Annotated in this window: 17 protein-coding genes; 7 read left to right on the forward strand and 10 right to left on the reverse strand. The window is 61.0% G+C overall.

What is annotated here, in order from left to right; translation table 11 throughout:
- Nucleotides 1-88: 88 nt before the first annotated feature.
- Genes catA through PSUM_RS07985 form a run of 3 tightly spaced genes read right to left on the reverse strand, consistent with a single transcriptional unit; the run spans nt 89 to nt 2,519 of the window.
- Entirely contained in the window at nt 89-1,018 is a 930-nt protein-coding gene (catA, locus tag PSUM_RS07975; protein WP_020800186.1) for a catechol 1,2-dioxygenase, read from the reverse strand.
- Between the two features lie 54 nt (nt 1,019-1,072).
- Nucleotides 1,073-1,363, reverse strand: coding sequence for a muconolactone Delta-isomerase (catC, locus tag PSUM_RS07980; protein ID WP_008029082.1), 291 nt, complete (start codon nt 1,361-1,363; stop codon nt 1,073-1,075).
- A gap of 10 nt (nt 1,364-1,373) precedes the next feature.
- Entirely contained in the window at nt 1,374-2,519 is a 1,146-nt protein-coding gene (locus PSUM_RS07985) for a muconate cycloisomerase family protein (RefSeq protein WP_162276366.1), read from the reverse strand.
- A 127-nt stretch (nt 2,520-2,646) separates the two neighbouring features.
- Between PSUM_RS07985 and PSUM_RS07990 the strand changes: the two genes are divergently transcribed.
- Nucleotides 2,647-3,543, forward strand: a complete 897-nt coding sequence (locus tag PSUM_RS07990) for a LysR family transcriptional regulator (RefSeq protein ID WP_033041574.1) — start codon at nt 2,647-2,649, stop codon at nt 3,541-3,543.
- A gap of 91 nt (nt 3,544-3,634) precedes the next feature.
- On the opposite strand, the gene PSUM_RS07995 is transcribed toward PSUM_RS07990, so the two are convergent.
- Both PSUM_RS07995 and PSUM_RS08000 read right to left on the reverse strand, forming a co-directional pair.
- A complete protein-coding gene (locus PSUM_RS07995) occupies nt 3,635-3,874 on the reverse strand; it encodes a DUF1652 domain-containing protein (RefSeq protein WP_020801369.1) in 240 nt (79 codons plus the stop codon).
- 110 nt (nt 3,875-3,984) lie between these two features.
- Nucleotides 3,985-4,884 carry a polysaccharide deacetylase family protein gene (locus tag PSUM_RS08000; RefSeq protein ID WP_020801368.1) on the reverse strand — a complete coding sequence of 300 codons (900 nt, stop codon included), beginning with the start codon at nt 4,882-4,884 and terminating at the stop codon, nt 3,985-3,987.
- 163 nt (nt 4,885-5,047) lie between these two features.
- Here PSUM_RS08000 and PSUM_RS08005 point away from each other — a divergent pair, with 163 nt between their 5' ends.
- Together PSUM_RS08005 and PSUM_RS08010 are read left to right on the forward strand one after the other, a co-directional pair.
- Nucleotides 5,048-5,731: an SOS response-associated peptidase gene (locus PSUM_RS08005; RefSeq protein ID WP_083349321.1), complete on the forward strand. Its 684-nt coding sequence runs from the start codon at nt 5,048-5,050 to the stop codon at nt 5,729-5,731.
- Nucleotides 5,732-5,912: 181 nt separating this feature from the next.
- Entirely contained in the window at nt 5,913-6,182 is a 270-nt protein-coding gene (locus PSUM_RS08010; protein ID WP_033044701.1) for a hypothetical protein, read from the forward strand.
- Nucleotides 6,183-7,486: 1,304 nt separating this feature from the next.
- Here the strand turns inward: PSUM_RS08010 and PSUM_RS31800 are convergent.
- The 3 genes from PSUM_RS31800 to PSUM_RS08030 form a co-directional block, all read right to left on the reverse strand.
- Nucleotides 7,487-7,633, reverse strand: coding sequence for a hypothetical protein (locus tag PSUM_RS31800; RefSeq protein WP_169840430.1), 147 nt, complete (start codon nt 7,631-7,633; stop codon nt 7,487-7,489).
- 68 nt (nt 7,634-7,701) lie between these two features.
- Nucleotides 7,702-8,013, reverse strand: a complete 312-nt coding sequence (locus PSUM_RS08025) for an AzlD domain-containing protein (RefSeq protein WP_010455066.1) — start codon at nt 8,011-8,013, stop codon at nt 7,702-7,704.
- Nucleotides 8,013-8,711, reverse strand: coding sequence for an AzlC family ABC transporter permease (locus PSUM_RS08030; RefSeq protein WP_020801067.1), 699 nt, complete (start codon nt 8,709-8,711; stop codon nt 8,013-8,015). Before PSUM_RS08030 ends, PSUM_RS08025 begins: the two co-directional genes overlap by 1 nt.
- A gap of 407 nt (nt 8,712-9,118) precedes the next feature.
- Here PSUM_RS08030 and dapA point away from each other — a divergent pair, with 407 nt between their 5' ends.
- From dapA to PSUM_RS08045, 3 genes are all read left to right on the forward strand, one after another.
- Complete coding sequence (dapA, locus tag PSUM_RS08035) at nt 9,119-9,994, forward strand: 4-hydroxy-tetrahydrodipicolinate synthase (protein WP_033044562.1); 876 nt, start codon at nt 9,119-9,121, stop codon at nt 9,992-9,994.
- A gap of 61 nt (nt 9,995-10,055) precedes the next feature.
- A complete protein-coding gene (locus PSUM_RS08040) occupies nt 10,056-10,430 on the forward strand; it encodes a DUF2784 domain-containing protein (RefSeq protein ID WP_033044564.1) in 375 nt (124 codons plus the stop codon).
- 24 nt (nt 10,431-10,454) lie between these two features.
- Nucleotides 10,455-11,372: a LysR family transcriptional regulator gene (locus tag PSUM_RS08045; protein ID WP_020801064.1), complete on the forward strand. Its 918-nt coding sequence runs from the start codon at nt 10,455-10,457 to the stop codon at nt 11,370-11,372.
- Nucleotides 11,373-11,375: 3 nt separating this feature from the next.
- Here PSUM_RS08045 and PSUM_RS08050 read toward each other — a convergent pair whose 3' ends face one another.
- Both PSUM_RS08050 and PSUM_RS08055 read right to left on the reverse strand, forming a co-directional pair.
- Nucleotides 11,376-12,929 (reverse strand): sensor domain-containing diguanylate cyclase, encoded by a 1,554-nt coding sequence (locus PSUM_RS08050; RefSeq protein ID WP_020801063.1) that lies wholly within the window; start codon nt 12,927-12,929, stop codon nt 11,376-11,378.
- 49 nt (nt 12,930-12,978) lie between these two features.
- The gene (locus tag PSUM_RS08055; protein ID WP_020801062.1) at nt 12,979-13,506 is read right to left on the reverse strand and encodes a DUF3087 domain-containing protein; all 528 of its coding nucleotides are present in this window, start codon (nt 13,504-13,506) and stop codon (nt 12,979-12,981) included.
- Between the two features lie 236 nt (nt 13,507-13,742).
- Here PSUM_RS08055 and ppnN point away from each other — a divergent pair, with 236 nt between their 5' ends.
- Complete coding sequence (gene ppnN / locus PSUM_RS08060) at nt 13,743-15,116, forward strand: nucleotide 5'-monophosphate nucleosidase PpnN (RefSeq protein ID WP_020801060.1); 1,374 nt, start codon at nt 13,743-13,745, stop codon at nt 15,114-15,116.
- Nucleotides 15,117-15,808 lie beyond the last annotated feature (692 nt).

A 15,808-nucleotide genomic window follows, 5' to 3' on the forward strand; every position in this document is an offset into this window, starting at 1 on the left:
GCTTGAGGACGCCGCAGGGCATCAGGGCCCCAGCGTCATCGTCAGCGACCATCGCGAGCAAGCTCGCTCCTACAGTGAATCAGGACAATCAGTCCTCCAGTGCACGAACCCGCTCGTGGCGCTGCTGCTCTTCGGGCTGTGCCGACGACTGCAGGGTGAAATCGAATTCGATTTCGGCAAAGCGACCGCTGACACCGTACTGCGCTGCACGCGCCTGGTCATCGCTGAAGGTGATCTTGGCGATCAGCTCGTCACGGGTGGCGTAGGCGAAGTCGTCGTGCAGGTATTTTTCGCCGTCCAGGTTGATCTGGGTGGTCAGGTGACGATGGTCCGGTGCGGAGATGAAGAAGTGCACGTGCGCCGGACGCTGGCCGTGACGGCCCAGTTGATCGAGCAGTTGCTGGGTCGGACCGTCCGGTGGGCAGCCGTAGCCCGACGGCACGATGCTGCGGAAACGGTAGCGGCCTTCGGCGTCAGTGACGATGCGGCGACGCAGGTTGAATTCCGACTGTGAAGCATCGAAGTACGAGTAGGTGCCGCCAGTGTTGGCGTGCCACACATCAACAATGGCGCCAGCCAGGGGTTCGCCAGCGGTGTTGAACACCCGGCCTTGCATGAACAGGGTCACACCCGGATCGACGCCGTCATCCAGACGCGCTTCGCCTTGCGAAAGCGGTGCACCGGCGACGTACAGCGGGCCTTCGATGGTGCGTGGCGTGCCACCGGATTTACCGGCCTGCTCGTCTTCGGCGTCCATCAGCAGGTCGAGGTAGTGCTCCAGGCCCAGGCCAGCCACCACCAGTCCGGCTTCCTGGCGCGCGCCCAGCACGTTGAGGTAGTTGACCGCTTTCCAGAACTCTTCCGGGGTCACGGCGAGATCTTCGATGATGTTCACCGAATCGCGCAGGATGCGGTAGATCAGGGCTTTGGTCCGTGGATCGCCGGCATCGTTGTGCAGGCCGCTGGCCTCTTCGAGAAATTTCTGGACTTCGGCAGTGTGGGAAATCTTGACGTTCATTTTACAGGTTCCTCATCTTGTAATTATTGGCATGGCGAGCTGAACGGGCTAGGTTCAGCGGTCATCCTCGCGAATTGACGAAGGATGCCGGCACATCGCGGTGACTTCGATCGCCATGTACGGATACAGCGGCAGTTGCATGAGCAAATCGTGCAGTTCCTGGACGCTGTCGACATCGAACACGCTGTAGTTGGCGTAAAGCCCGGCGATGCGCCACAGGTGACGCCACTTGCCTTGGTCCTGCAGGCGCTGGGCCAGGGCTTTTTCGTCGGCCTTGAGCTGCGCGGCGCGTTCGGGGTTCATGTCGACCGGCAAATTCACGGTCATCTTTACGTGGAACAGCATAATGCTCTCCTCAGGCTTGATGAATGGTGGATGTCTTGTCGCGGCGGAAAAACGCCAGGCGTTCTTCGTCCAGGTTCAGGCCCAGACCCGGGGTCTTGGGCACATGCAGCTCGAAATCGCGATAAACCAGCGGTTCGCTGAGAATGTCTTCGGTCAGCAGCAGCGGGCCGAACAGCTCGGTGTCCCACGCCAGTTTGTTCAGGGTGACAAAGGCTTGGGCCGAAGCCATGGTGCCAATTCCGCCTTCGAGCATGGTGCCGCCGTACAGGGCGATACCGGCCGCTTCGGCAATGGACGCGGTGCGCAGCACGGCGCGCGGGCCACCATTCTTGGCGATCTTCAGGGCAAACACCGAGGCTGCGCCTTCGCGGGCCAGGTTGAACGCGTCTTCCACGCACTCGATGGACTCGTCGGCCATGATTGGCGCCGGGCTCATGGCATTCAGGCGGGTCATGCCAGCGCGGTTGTTGCGCGAAATCGGCTGTTCGATCAGGTCGATGCCATTGGTGCCGAGGATGCGGCAGGCACGCAACGCGACGGCTTCGTCCCACGCCTGATTGACGTCGACCCGCACGCTGGCGCGATCGCCGAGGGCTTTCTTGATCGCAATCACGTGGGCCAGGTCGCGATTGACCTCGCCAGCACCGATTTTCAGCTTGAAGATGCGGTGGCGGCGCAGGTCGAGCATTTTTTCCGCTTCGGCGATGTCCTTTTCGGTGTCGCCGCTGGCCAGGGTCCAGGCCACGGGCAGCGAGTCACGCACGCGGCCGCCCAGCAACTCGCTGACCGGCAGGCCAAGGCGCTTGCCCTGGGCGTCGAGCAGTGCGGTTTCGATACCGGACTTGGCGAAGGTATTGCCACGGATACTGCGCTCCAGGCGCAACATCGCGGCATTGACATTGCCGCTGTCCTGGCCGATCAACAGCGGGGCGAAATGCTTGTCGATGTTGGTCTTGATGCTGTCAGGGCTTTCGTTGCCATAGGCCAGGCCACCGATGGTGGTAGCTTCGCCGATGCCTTCGATGCCATCGGCGCAGCGCACGCGAATGACCACCAGGGTCTGGTTCTGCATGGTGTGCATCGCCAGCTTGTGCGGGCGGATGGTCGGCAGATCGACGATGATCGTCTCGATCGATTCAATGGCTGTAGCAAGCATTTCGATACCCGTCAGGTTCTTGAAGTTCTGGAGCTGATTCTCATACGGCTTTTTCCGGGCGGCCAATATAGAATTGGTCTGGCTTGATACCCTGAAGGTATACAAGCGCTCGACATCCGGAGGCTCCATGGAACTGCGTCACCTGCGTTACTTTCAGGTGTTGGCTCAAACCCTTAATTTCACCCGCGCCGCCGAACGCCTGCACATCGCCCAGCCGCCCTTGAGCCGGCAGATCCAGCAGTTGGAAGATGAACTGGGGGTGATGCTGCTCGAGCGTGGCCGACCGTTGAAGCTGACCGACGCCGGGCGTTTTTTCCATGAGCATTCCACCGCCCTCCTCGACCAGTTGCACAAGGTCTGCGACAACACCCGACGCATCGGCCTGGGGGAAAAGACCTGGCTGGGCATCGGCTTTGCGCCTTCGACGCTGTACGGCGTGCTGCCGGAACTGATTCGCCGCTTGCGCAGCGGCGAACCGCTGGAACTGGAACTCGGGCTGTCGGAGATGACCACACTGCAGCAGGTACAGGCGCTCAAGGCCGGGCGCATCGACGTCGGCTTCGGCCGCATCCGCATCGACGACCCGGCCATCGTCCAGACCGTGCTCACCGAAGACCGACTGGTGGCCGCCCTGCCCGCCGGTCACCCGCTGCTGGCCGGGCCCGTCAGCCTGCGCGACCTGGCCAAAGAGCCGTTCGTGCTGTACCCCGGCAACCCCCGCCCCAGCTATGCCGACCACGTGATCGCGCTGTTCGAATCCTATGGGGTGAGCATCCATATTGCGCAATGGACCAACGAGCTGCAGACGGCGATCGGGTTGGTGGGTGCCGGGATAGGGATCACGCTGGTGCCGGCCTCGGTGCAATTGCTGCACCGCGACGACATCGGTTTCACCCCGCTGCTGGAAGACAACGCCACCTCACCGATCATTCTCAGTCGGCGGGTGGGCGACGTTTCACCGGGGTTGAACCATTGCTTGCGGATGATCGACGAGTTGCTGCCACAAACAATCACGCCCCTGTAGGAGCTGCCGCAGGCTGCGATCTTTTGACTTTTTCAAGAGCAAGATCAAAAGATCGCAGCCTGCGGCAGCTCCTACAGAGGCTCGGGAGTATTCAGCCAGCGAATGCCCGGCGCCCGGCTTCCATCTCGGTGCGCAATTCACCGATGAAGTCAGAGATGGTACGCACGCTGGTCAACTGCTCGGTCGATACACCGGCGATCAGCAGCTTGACTTCCCCGCTGGCGGGATCAAAAACCTCGATGCGCAGCAGCCCGCCGCTCTCCGTGCACTCGCAGGCCAGGGGCTCGAAACCGGACTCTACAATGTTGCAAAGGACTGAAATGGGTATCACGGCCGATGCCTCCGTGGCAGTTGAACGGGACGGACCCAATGAGGATAGATGCAATTTGCCGATTCCGCGCCAGTCGATACTGTTAACTGCCCCGCATTTTCGGCCTTTGCTCAATGGCTATTGTCTTTCCAGATCCAGTTCCAGATCCCCGGCAACTGCGCCGGCTGTGAACTGTCGCGCAACGTACGCGCCATGGCGGCCCGTTGCAGCGCGGCGGTATCGTCATAAAACGCTATTGGGGCAGTCCTGACCCCCGTCGCCCGGGCACTGTCGAGAAGGATCTGCAGGTATTCACGGGTATGCCGCGCGGTGTAGCGATTGAGGTCGTGGAACGTCACCACCACCGGAATCACCCCGTCTACCATCGGCAGCTCGCCCCGGGCAATGCGCTCGCGAACCTCGGACATCGAACGCAGCATATGCGCGCGGCGCCGGGGGCTGGCGTTGAAGCCCCAGATCTTGCCGTCATTGGCGCTCAGGTCGGTCAGCAGCACATGCAGGCCATGCTGCTGGTAAGCGGCGAAGGTGCGTTTGTCGTAGCTCCAGAATGGCGGGCGCAGCAGGGTCGGCGGCGCACCGGTGATCGCGGCGATGTCGGCGCACCCATCTGTGAGCGCCTGCTCCAGCTCTTGCGCGTTGAGCGAGCGATGATTGGTGTGCGAGGGCGTGGCCGTGTGGAAGGCCAGGATGTGCCCGGCATCGCGCTCGCGGTGCATGACCGCCCGCCCGATGTCACTGGCGCCAGCCCGCGAGGCACGGGTCTGCACGAAAAACACCGCCTTGATGCCGGGTTGCACAGGATTGATCGCCAGGCTGTCGAGCACGGTCTCGGTCGGGTTCCAGAAACTCGAGGCGCTGGGGCCATCGTCGAAGGTCAGCAAAAAGCGGATCGGTGGTTGCGTGCGCAACGCCTGTTCGGTTTGCGGCGTCATTTCAATGGGTGCGGCGATACAGCCCAGCAGACTGGCTGCCATGGCGAGCACCGATAGAACCTTGATCAACTGTTTCATGTTTTGCCTTGAGCCAGACCCCACGACGGTGGGACGAGGTTGGATAAGGTACACAGTGTTTGGTTCCGCCGCTCCCCACACCTCTGTAGGAGCGAGCAGGGGTTGGGTCAACGCAAAGGATTTAGACATCTATGCTGAACACACCAGCCGGAGGGTTTTATCAATGTGCGGACGCTTGTCGCAATACCGGGGCATTCGCGATTTCGTGGCGGTGCTGAGCATTCCCGACGCCTTGATCAACCACGTTGGCGATCAACCACTGGCTCGCTACAACGCTGCGCCCACCACCCAGCTGGCGCTGTTGCATCTGGAGAACGATGGCTTGCATGCCGATTCGCAGCGCTGGGGCTGGCGGCCGCACTGGGCGAAGGATCGTGCGGCGCCGATCAATGCGCGCGTCGAGAAAGTCGCCCACGGCCCGTTCTTTCGAGCCATCTGGCCCCATCGCGCTATCTGCCCGGTCGACAACTGGTTCGAATGGGTCGATGCCGGGGACGGCACGCGGCAACCCTGGCTGATTCGCCGACGTGACCAAGGGCCGGTCTTCTGTGCGGCAATCGGGCAGTTTCCGCAGGGTGGTGCAGCCCCCAGGGATGACGACGGCTTTGTCATCATCACGGCCGATAGCGCCGGCGGCATGCTGGACGTTCATGATCGCCGTCCGGTGGTGTTCAGCCCGGAACTGGCCCGCGAATGGCTGGACCCGGCGACGCCCAGGGAGCGGGCCGAACAGATGGTGCTGCTACAGGGGGAAGGCAGTGATGCTTTTGAGTGGTACCGGGTCGATAAGGCTGTGGGCAACGTCAGGAATCAGGGGGCCGGGTTGATTGACGCATTGAAGGTATGAACACCCCTAAAACATTGGCACTTTGATGCTCCTCACCGCTTGTCAGACAACGTCAGGGGCTTACATACATTTGCCAGAGCTGCGGCTAGGATTCGCGCCGTATTTCCAGTGGTATACCAAGTTGACCAAAGAGTCAGCAACAAAGGAAATTCCTTACATCAAGCCCTTGCAGAGAACTCAATTGCGCGACGATTTCACCAATAATCAAGTCGCGAGTCTGGCGTGCATTTATCTAACAAAGACAGAGCACTACCAACTCGACCATTTCATCGGGCAGTACATTCAGACCCGTAGCCTGCTTTCAATTCCCAATATCAAGCAAGTCCTGGGTTCAATCCTCGAACGCTATCCGGGTAAATCCCCGGTCATGGTCAACGAGTTGAATGCGTGGATCGACAGGAAGCTGGGTTATCGGGCCACTCATCCCGACTTTTCGCAGTTGCTGGAATAAGCTCGAAGCCCCCGCTCGATGCGTAATGCTGTTCACTTAGGCATGGGGGTTGAATAGGGATTGGGGGGGGGGGCATATCCATTGCTGCGGTAACGGCCAGCTAGGGTTCCGCTTTTACAGCGGGTCACTTTGAAAAGCGGAACGCCGCCCGGCGCAAAGTAACCAAACGCTCTTGCCCCACCACTCGGTGCCTCGCCTAGGCTCGGCATGCCAGAACGAAGGCATTGCTCCGTGGGTCGCCGCGATGGGCCGTCCCTGGCCCAGCGCGGCTAAACCGGCGTCCTGCCGGTTTAGCCACTGCGCAATGCCTGCGTTCGGCAAGCGTGGTTAACAGGGCGCTCGCGATCAACAGCAAGCGAGGCGGCCTTAAAGCCGACCTGCTTTTGGTGATGCCTGTGTTTTGATCGTTCCCACGCTCTGCGTGGGAATGCCGCCAGGGACGCTCTGCGTTCCGCTGACGACGCGTTAATTCAGCCGTACGCAACGGTGATGCGGGGCGTCACAGGAAGCTATGTGTGAAATTGGTTGTCGGAGTGCATATCCATTGCTGCGGTAACGGCCACTTATGGTTTCGCTTTTACAGCGACTCCCTTTTTCAGACGCCAAAAAGGAAGCAAAAGGCTTTGCCCCACCACTCGGTGCCTCGCTTAGGCTCGGCATGCCCTCTCTCCGGCATTGCTCCGTGGGTCGCCGCGATGGGCCGTCCCTGGCCCAGCGCGGCTAAACCGGCGTCCTGCCGGTTTCCCCACTGCGCAATGCCTGCGTTAGGCCATCGTGGTTAACGGGGCATCCAGATCAAAATCAAAAGCGAGGCGGCCTTAAAGCCGATCTGACTTTTACGGGTGTAACTGATTCCCTGTGGGAGCGAGCCTGCTCGCGATGAACGTCCAGACAACGCGATCATCCAGACAGGGCGCGTCATCGTTGACGACCATCGCGAGCAGGCTCGCTCCCACAGGGGACTGCGGACAGCCTTGCAATCAGGTCGGCTGTCAGGCCGCCTCGCTTTCGCGTTTGATCTTGATCTGGCTTTTGATTTTCTTGCCCCATCGAGAGGCCGAGTGGAGGTTCTGCGCAGTGGGTAAACCGGCAAGGATGCCGGTTTAGCCGCGCTGGGCCAGGGATGGCCCATCGCGGCGACCCACGGAGCAGGACCGGAGCGAGGCACCGAACGCCAGGGGCAAGAGCCCTTGGTTACTTAGGGCCGGGCGGCGTTCCGTTCTTCCAAGTGACTCGCTGTAAGAGCGAAACCCTAAGTGGCCGTTACCGCAGCAACGGATATACACCCAATCCATATATGTCGCTCAGAACTTGCGATCAGGCTCCGACAATTCCGTGCCATCGTCGGGATGTTTCCAATCCGGCACCGAACGCTTCTGCTGTTGGATTTCTTCTTCCGTCGGCTCATCCATGTCGTCTTCGGGATCCGGTTTTTTTTGCTCTATTGCCATGGTTTCACCTCTCTTCCTGAAGGGATCGGTCATCAACTCTAAGCGTAGAACAATTTCCCCTGCCCGGCTCACAGCCACCAACGCAGCAAAAAGAAAAAGCCCATGCTCAACAGCATGCTGAGCAAGGTGTTGCGGGTGTACAGCACCAGGCCGACGGCCACCAGCGAACTGATCAGGTAGGGATTGTCCCATTGCAGGTTCAGTTGCTTGTCCGGCATGAACACGATCGGCCCGCAGATCGCCGTCAACATGCCGGGCACGGCGAACCCCAGGAACTGCCGGGCATTGCTGCTCAAGCGCAGCGGCAGGCGCGGCTCCAGGAACACATAGCGGTTGAGAAACACCAGGACGCCCATGCCGATAATCACTGCCCAAACCATCATGTGCGCGCTCCCTGGAATTTGTTGCAGATAAAACCCGCGGTCATGCCGGCAAGTCCCGACAGCACCAGGGCCGAGCCCCATTGCCAATAGCTGAACAGCACCGAGCAGAACAGCGAGACCGCGACACAGACCACCGTCGGGACGTTGCGCACCACGGGGGTGATCAGGGCGATGAAGGTGGCAGCGATGGAAAAGTCCAGACCCAGGTGTTCCAGGCCGGGGATGCTGCTGCCTAGCACGATGCCTGCCAGGGTGAAGAGGTTCCAGGCCACGTAGAACGTCAAGCCGACACCCAAAGCGTACCAGCGATCGAACTGCTGTTTGTCGTGCTGGCTGGTCAGGGCGAACAGCTCATCGGTGAGCAAAAAGCCCAGCCCCGCTCGCCAGCGACCCGGCAATGGCGAGATCACCGAACGCATGCTCATCCCGTAGAGCAGATGCTGGGAGGTCAGCAACAAGGTGGTCAGCAAGATCGAAAAGATCCCGGCCCCGCCCTTGAGCATACCAATGGCCACCAACTGCGCGGCGCCGGCGAACACGATGCTCGACAAGCCCTGGCCTTGCAGCGGTGTGAGGTTGGCTTCGATGGCCATGGAGCCGGCCAGCAGGCCCCAAGGGGCTGTCGCCAGGGATAACGGCATGATCGCCACGGCGCCACGCAAGAATGCGCTGCGCGGCAAATGTGAGTTGGACATAACGCTCTGCAACCAGGGAAAGACCTGAGACTGTGCCAGCAGTCACGGCCGATGGCTTGAACAATCTTGCGCACTTGGGCCAATCACAGGCTGGCGCGGCATTTTCCCGATGTTGGTGATTGACAAACAGCGCGCCGGCTTTTAAAACTGGGCGCCTAATTCAGGGTGTAAGCAAAAATGTCCGCAACCTTCAATCTCGACACTTCCGTTGTTGGCTTGACAGCCAAGGCGCTAGTTCGCGTTGCGCGCACCCTCAAATCGAAGAAACAGTCGCTCATGTGACCGGGGCGCGCTGTCCCGTCAGATGAGCTGACAGGACATTGAGCGCGACGGACCACCCTCCCCTTGCTTACTTCCTACTACGCTTCTGACGGTGACGAAATCGGTCGACCATCAGGAGAAAGTGCATGTCATCGTTTCAAGGTATCTGGGTTCCCCTCGTCACACCGTTCCACAATGGCGCCATCGATTTCGTCGGATTGCGCCGGCTGGTCAGCCATCTGCTCGAAGAAGGTGTCGACGGCCTGATCGTCTGTGGCACCACAGGCGAACCGGCGGCCATGGGCAAGCACGAGCAGCTGGCGGTGCTCGATGCGGTGCTGGAACAAGTGCCGGCCCGGCAGGTCGTCATGGGTCTGGCCGGCAACAACCTGATCGAGCTGCTGCACTTTCAGGAGGAAATTCTCAAGCGCCCGCTGGCCGGCCTGCTGGTGCCGCCGCCCTATTACATCCGGCCCTCCCAGGCGGGGCTCGAAGCGTTTTTCCAGACGGTCGCCGACGCTTCCAGCGTGCCGTTGATCCTGTACGACATCCCCTACCGCACCGGCGTAGCCTTCGAACAGTCGACCTTGCTGAACATCGTCGCCCATGAGCGCATCGTCGCGATCAAGGACTGCGGCGGCAACCTGGGCAACACCCTGGCCTTGCTGGCCAGCGGTAAGGTCGATGTGCTGTGCGGTGAAGACAACCAGATCTTCAATGCCCTGTGCCTGGGTGCCAAAGGTGCGATTGCCGCGTCGGCCCATGTCCATCCGCACCTTTTCGTGGCGTTGTATCGACAGATTCGCGACAACCAGCTGGCGGCCGGTCGGGCAACATTCTTCCAGCTTCTGCCACTGATCCAGAGCCTGTTCATCGAGCCCAACCCGGCGCCGGTGAAAACCGCGCTGGCGCTGCAAGGCTTGATCACTGATGAGCTGCGTGCACCGATGCAACGCAGCAGCGATGCCATGGTCGGTCGTTTGAAGGAGGTGCTCGGCGTGCTGGGCAGCGACAATCGATAGAGTGCCAGGCGCCCGCGCGAGTACGATGGAGCGATTCGACTGACGCGCCAGGGGGGGCGACATGCTCTACCGAATCGCTGCCGATGGGCTGATGTTGTTTCACCTGGCATTCATTGTGTTCGTGGTGTTCGGCGGGCTGCTGGTTCTCAAATGGCAGCACCTGATCCTGTGGCACCTGCCCGCCGCAGTCTGGGGCGTGGCAGTGGAGGTGTTCCACTTGCCTTGCCCACTGACGCACTGGGAAAACCTGATGCGCCAGGCAGCCGGACAAGGTGGTTACGGCGGTGGTTTCATCGAACATTACGTGTGGCCGATCATTTACCCGGCGGGGCTGACACCGGCCATCCAGCTGGGATTGGGCAGCCTGGTACTGGTGCTGAACGCTGCGGTCTATCTTCGATTGATCAGGCTCAGGAAACGGCGGCGGCAATTGTAACCGTCACACACGAGGGTTCGGCCAATGCTGTCGACTGAAGACCTGGCGCTGCTGCAAGCGATTCGCGAGACCGGCAGCCTGTCGCGGGCCGCGGCCTATCTCGGCAAGGCGCCTTCTACGGTGTCCTATGCCGCGCGGCAACTGGAAGAACGCTTCGATGCCCTGCTGTTCGATCGCCGGCGCTATCGCCTGCAACTCACCCCGGCTGGAGAATTGCTGGTCAATGAAGCGGCGCGACTGATGCAAGACGTCTCGCGCCTGACCCAACGGGTGCAGCAAGTGGCCAATGGTTGGGAAAGTCGTTTGTGGATCGTCACCGATGAACTGCTGGAATTCGAAACCCTGCTCCCGGTGATCCACGAGTTCGATGCGCTGGGCTCTGGCGTACCGCTGCGCATCACCCAGGAAGTGCTGCGGGGTGTCTGGGAGGCCCTGCGTGAAGGCCGCGCGGACCTGGTCATCGGCGCCACCAACGAGCCACCGGCCATCGCGTCATTGCGCTGGATGCAACTGGGGGAAATGCAGTGGGTGTTCGCCGTCTCGCCCAGGCACCCGTTGGCCAAGGCCCGCGAACCGATCACCCGCGCCATGGTGGCGCAGCACCGGGCGATTGTCGTGGCGGATTCGTCCCGGGCCAGCGAAGGCAGTACCTACGGGGTCTCCGGTGGCCAATCGGTGCTGGCGGTGCCGACCATGCGCGCGAAAATCCTCGCCCAATGCGACGGCCTCGGCGTGGGCTGGCTGCCCAGGCATCGCGTCACCTCGTTACTGGACAATGGCTCGCTGGTGGAAAAACAGATGGCCGATCCCCGCGAGCCGAACATTCTGTATGCCGGCTGGCGCGGCGATCACGACGGGCGGGCGTTGGGCTGGTGGCTGGAAAAGCTCAAGCAACCGCACCTTCGCACCCGGCTGGTACAAGGCAGCGACCGGTTTGCCTGAGCCTCAGTTGGCAATCACGCTCATGTTGCGCCCGCTGGCCTTGGCCACGTACAGCGCCTTGTCGGCCGCCCCGATCAACTCACTGGTCTGGGCCTCGGATGCCGGATCATAACCGCAGACACCCACGCTGACCGTCACCTTGCCATCAGGGCTTTCACTGTGCGGCAAGCCGGCGGACTGGACCGCGTGGCGGATTTTTTCCGCCAGCAAAAATGCTCCGACGTAGTCAGTTCCCGGAAGCACCACGGCAAACTCCTCACCACCAAAGCGCGCAGCCAGATCGCCGGGGCGCCTGATGTGCTCGGTAATCAGCACAGCGATCTTGCGCAGGCACTCATCACCGGCCAGGTGGCCGTAGCGATCGTTAAATGGCTTGAAGTGATCGACATCGATCATCAACAGGGCCAACCCCGTCATGTTGTGCCGGGCGCGGCCCATTTCCGCCTGGATGAACAGATCGAACTGACGCCGGTTGGCCAGGCCCGTGAGCGCGTCTTCCAGCGCCAGCAACTCAAGGTTGCGATTGAGTTCGAGCAGCCGTTCCTGAGTGCCGAGCAACTCGCCCTGGATGCGGTCCTGCTTCTTCATCAACTTGATCAGGCGATAGCCGAGCCCTCCCAGCACCCCGAGCAACAGCGCAACGATGCCCGCACTGAGCAAGGACTGCTGGCGCCAGCTCGCCAGTACTTCGTCCTTGTTGAGCGCGGCAAAGACGATCAGCGGATAACCCTCGACCCGGCGATAGCCCACCACCCGCTCCACGCCATCCAGGATGGACCGGACGGTAGCCGTCCCCGAGCTGCCCTGTGGCAGCAGCCGGGTGAACAATGGGCTCTTGGCCAGGCTGGTGCCGATGTCCGCCTCGTGAAACGGCCGGCGCACGATAATGCTGGCATCGTCGGCGATCAGGTTGATCACACCGTTGCGGCCCATATCGATGCCATCGTAAAGCTGCAGGAAATGGCTGAGGTAAATGGTGGCCAGCGCCACGCCCGCGAAACGGCCATCCGGGTGATTGATCCGGCGCGACACCGTCATGATCCATTCGCCGCTGGAGCGGCTCCTGATCGAAGGGCCGATGTGCGGTCCGCGGTCAGGATGATCGCGGTGATAGATGAAGTACTCGCGGTCGGAATTGTTGGCAACCCCCACCTCGGCACCGTTGGAGTTGGCGATCCATTTGCCGGTTTCGTCATAGACGAACAGTCCATGCACCTGGCTCAACTCACGGCGCTGGGCGCCGAGCAAGCGTTGCAGGCGATCGAGCCGACCCGCGTCGATGCCGTCGTTCTCCAGGCGATCGACCAGGGTGAACAGCAGCGTGTCGGCTTGCTTGATCGCCGCCTGGGCCTGCGAGGCCAGGGTCTGCGCAAGGTTGGACATCGCCACTTCCTTGTCATGCAGATGGTACTGGCGCGAGCTCCAGGATTCCCAAATCACGATCACCGCCATCGACAGGCAGACGGCAATCAAAAAGGTGACGGCAGAGCGAGTCTTGAGCCGGGGGACACCCTGCCGGTTTTGTTCCACAGGATCGTGAATGGACGGCTGCCCCATGACGTTCGCTCCTTGAATCGAATGAAAAGGCCCTTGCTGCTCCATGGGCCTATCGCGGTGTACGCTTTAGCGCGTCAAGCCAGGCCGGGTCCAGGCGCGTCTGCCGGATATCGATGCCCAGCGCTTGCATCCGCGCCTGATGTTGCTCCATTTCCCGGTGTAGTTGCGCATCATCGCTGGAGTTACCGTCCAGTTGGTGCATCTGGCTCAATCCCAGGTGATAGAAGCGCAAAAGCTTCATGGCGTCCGGATCCCCCGCTTCCACGGCCGCCTTGAGGTGGTGCATAACGTTGGTGATGCTCATCAGGCTGCGCTTGAGTTGCCAGCTGTAGACCGCCGGCGCCATCCATTGCTGGTGCCAGAACAGCTTGCGCATCAACGCGGCCATGACCAATACCGCGGCAAACACTCCGCCGATATTGAAGCGTAGATTGTCCCCTCCCGGCTCGCCGAACAACGTCACCGCCGCGGTGGACAGGGCCATCGCCAGCGCGAGAAAGATCAGCGCGATCATCAGCGTGCTGCGCCGCGTCCGTTGCCGATAGTCGTCGGCGTTCATCGGCTGGATTTCGAACATGACGTCGGGATTCCTTGGCTTCAATGGCAAAAAAAGGGTCGCAGGGCAAAAAGACCGCGGGCCATTATCGCCTCTGCGACGGATTTAGCTATGCTGGGGCTCCTTTTCATCTATACATCATCAAAAGGAGGACATGGCGAGACCGCGCAGTTCGTGCCATCTTCTTTCATGGATACTCTCTATTCGGATGCCATTCGTTGTTTGCGCGTGAATGACATCGTTTTAAGGATCATTGAATGACCCAACGACAAGTAATCAATGCTTCGGTCAGCCCGAAAGGCAGCCTGGAAACACTCTCCCAACGGGAAGTCCAGCAACTGAGCGAAGCTGGATCCGGCAGCACCTACGACATCTTCCGCCAGTGCGCCCTGGCCATCCTCAACACCGGCGCCCACGTCGATAACGCCAAGACCATCCTCGAAGCCTACAAGGACTTCGAAATCCGCATCCACCAGCAAGACCGTGGCGTACGCCTGGAACTGCTGAACGCCCCGGCCGACGCCTTCGTCGACGGCGAAATGATTGCCAGCACCCGTGAAATGCTGTTCAGCGCCCTGCGCGACATCGTCTACACCGAAAACGAACTCGACAGCCAACGCATCGACCTGAGCACCTCCCAGGGTATCAGCGACTATGTCTTCCACTTGCTGCGCAACGCCCGCACGCTACGCCCCGGCGTCGAGCCCAAGATCGTGGTCTGCTGGGGCGGTCACTCGATCAATACCGAAGAATACAAATACACCAAGAAAGTCGGCCACGAACTGGGCCTGCGCAGCCTCGACGTGTGCACCGGTTGCGGCCCCGGCGTGATGAAAGGCCCGATGAAAGGCGCCACCATCGCCCATGCCAAGCAACGCATCCACGGCGGGCGCTACCTGGGCTTGACCGAGCCGGGAATCATCGCCGCCGAAGCGCCGAACCCGATCGTCAACGAACTGGTGATCCTGCCAGACATCGAGAAACGCCTGGAAGCCTTCGTCCGCGTCGGCCACGGCATCATCATCTTCCCGGGCGGCGCCGGTACCGCCGAAGAGTTCCTGTACCTGCTGGGCATTTTGATGCACCCGGACAACGCAGGCCTGCCCTTCCCGGTCGTCCTCACGGGCCCGAAACATGCGGCGCCCTACCTGGAACAGCTTGACGCGTTCGTCGGCGCCACCCTGGGCGCAGATGCCAAGAAGCACTACGAGATCATCATCGACGACCCGGCAGAAGTCGCCCGACAGATGACCCAGGGCCTCAAGGCGGTGAAGCAGTTCCGTCGCGAACGCAATGACGCGTTCCATTTCAACTGGCTGCTGAAGATCGACGAAGGCTTCCAGCGCCCGTTCGACCCGACTCACGAAAACATGGCCAACCTCAAGCTCAGCCGTGACCTGCCACCCCACGAACTGGCCGCCAACCTGCGCCGTGCGTTCTCCGGCATCGTCGCCGGCAACGTCAAGGACAAGGGCATCCGCCTGATCGAAAAACACGGGCCATACCAGATCCGTGGCGATGCGGCCGTCATGCAGCCGCTGGATCAACTGCTCAAGGCCTTCGTCGCCCAGCACCGGATGAAGCTGCCGGGTGGTGCGGCTTATGTGCCGTGTTATCGAGTGGTTGCGTAAGCAAGTTAATGTAAATTGTTAAGTGCGAGCCGAAGCTGATGCTTCGGCTTGCTGCTTTCAGGGAGAGGTAAATCCACATGCGCCAACGCAACGCCGCCAGACTGCTGGTCACCTGAACGCGAGCAACTGACGCGCGATGGCTGGACGGCCGAAGAAGTACAGGTGATGACTGAACGCCCAGCGCGGCTAAACCGGCGTCCTGCCGGTTTACCCACTGCGCAATGCCTGCGTTCGGCCATCGTGGTTAACGGGGCACCCAGATCAAAAACAAAAGCGAGGCGGCCTGATAGCCGACCTGACTTTTGCAGATACCCCCAATCTCCTGTGGGAGCGGGCTTGCTCGCGAAGAACGTCAACGATAACGCGCCCTGTCTGGATGATTGCGTTGTCTGGACGTCCTTCGCGAGCAAGCCCGCTCCCACAATGGGATTGCGGACAGTCCTGCAATCAGGTCGGCTGTCAGGCCGCCTCGCTTTGCTTTTGCTCTGCTTTGGCTTTTGATTTTCTTGCCCCATCGAGAGGCCGAGTGGAGGTTCTGCGTAGTGGGCAACCCGGCATGGATGCCGGGTTAGCCGCGCACGACCATGGATGGTCGATCGCGGCGGGCCCACGGAGCAGGACCGGAGCGAGGGCATGCCGAGCATTAGCGAGGCACCGAACGCCAGGGGCAGGAGCGTTTGGTTACTTTGCGC

The organism is Pseudomonas umsongensis (genome assembly GCF_002236105.1).
In the GTDB taxonomy this organism is placed as follows: domain Bacteria; phylum Pseudomonadota; class Gammaproteobacteria; order Pseudomonadales; family Pseudomonadaceae; genus Aquipseudomonas; species Aquipseudomonas umsongensis.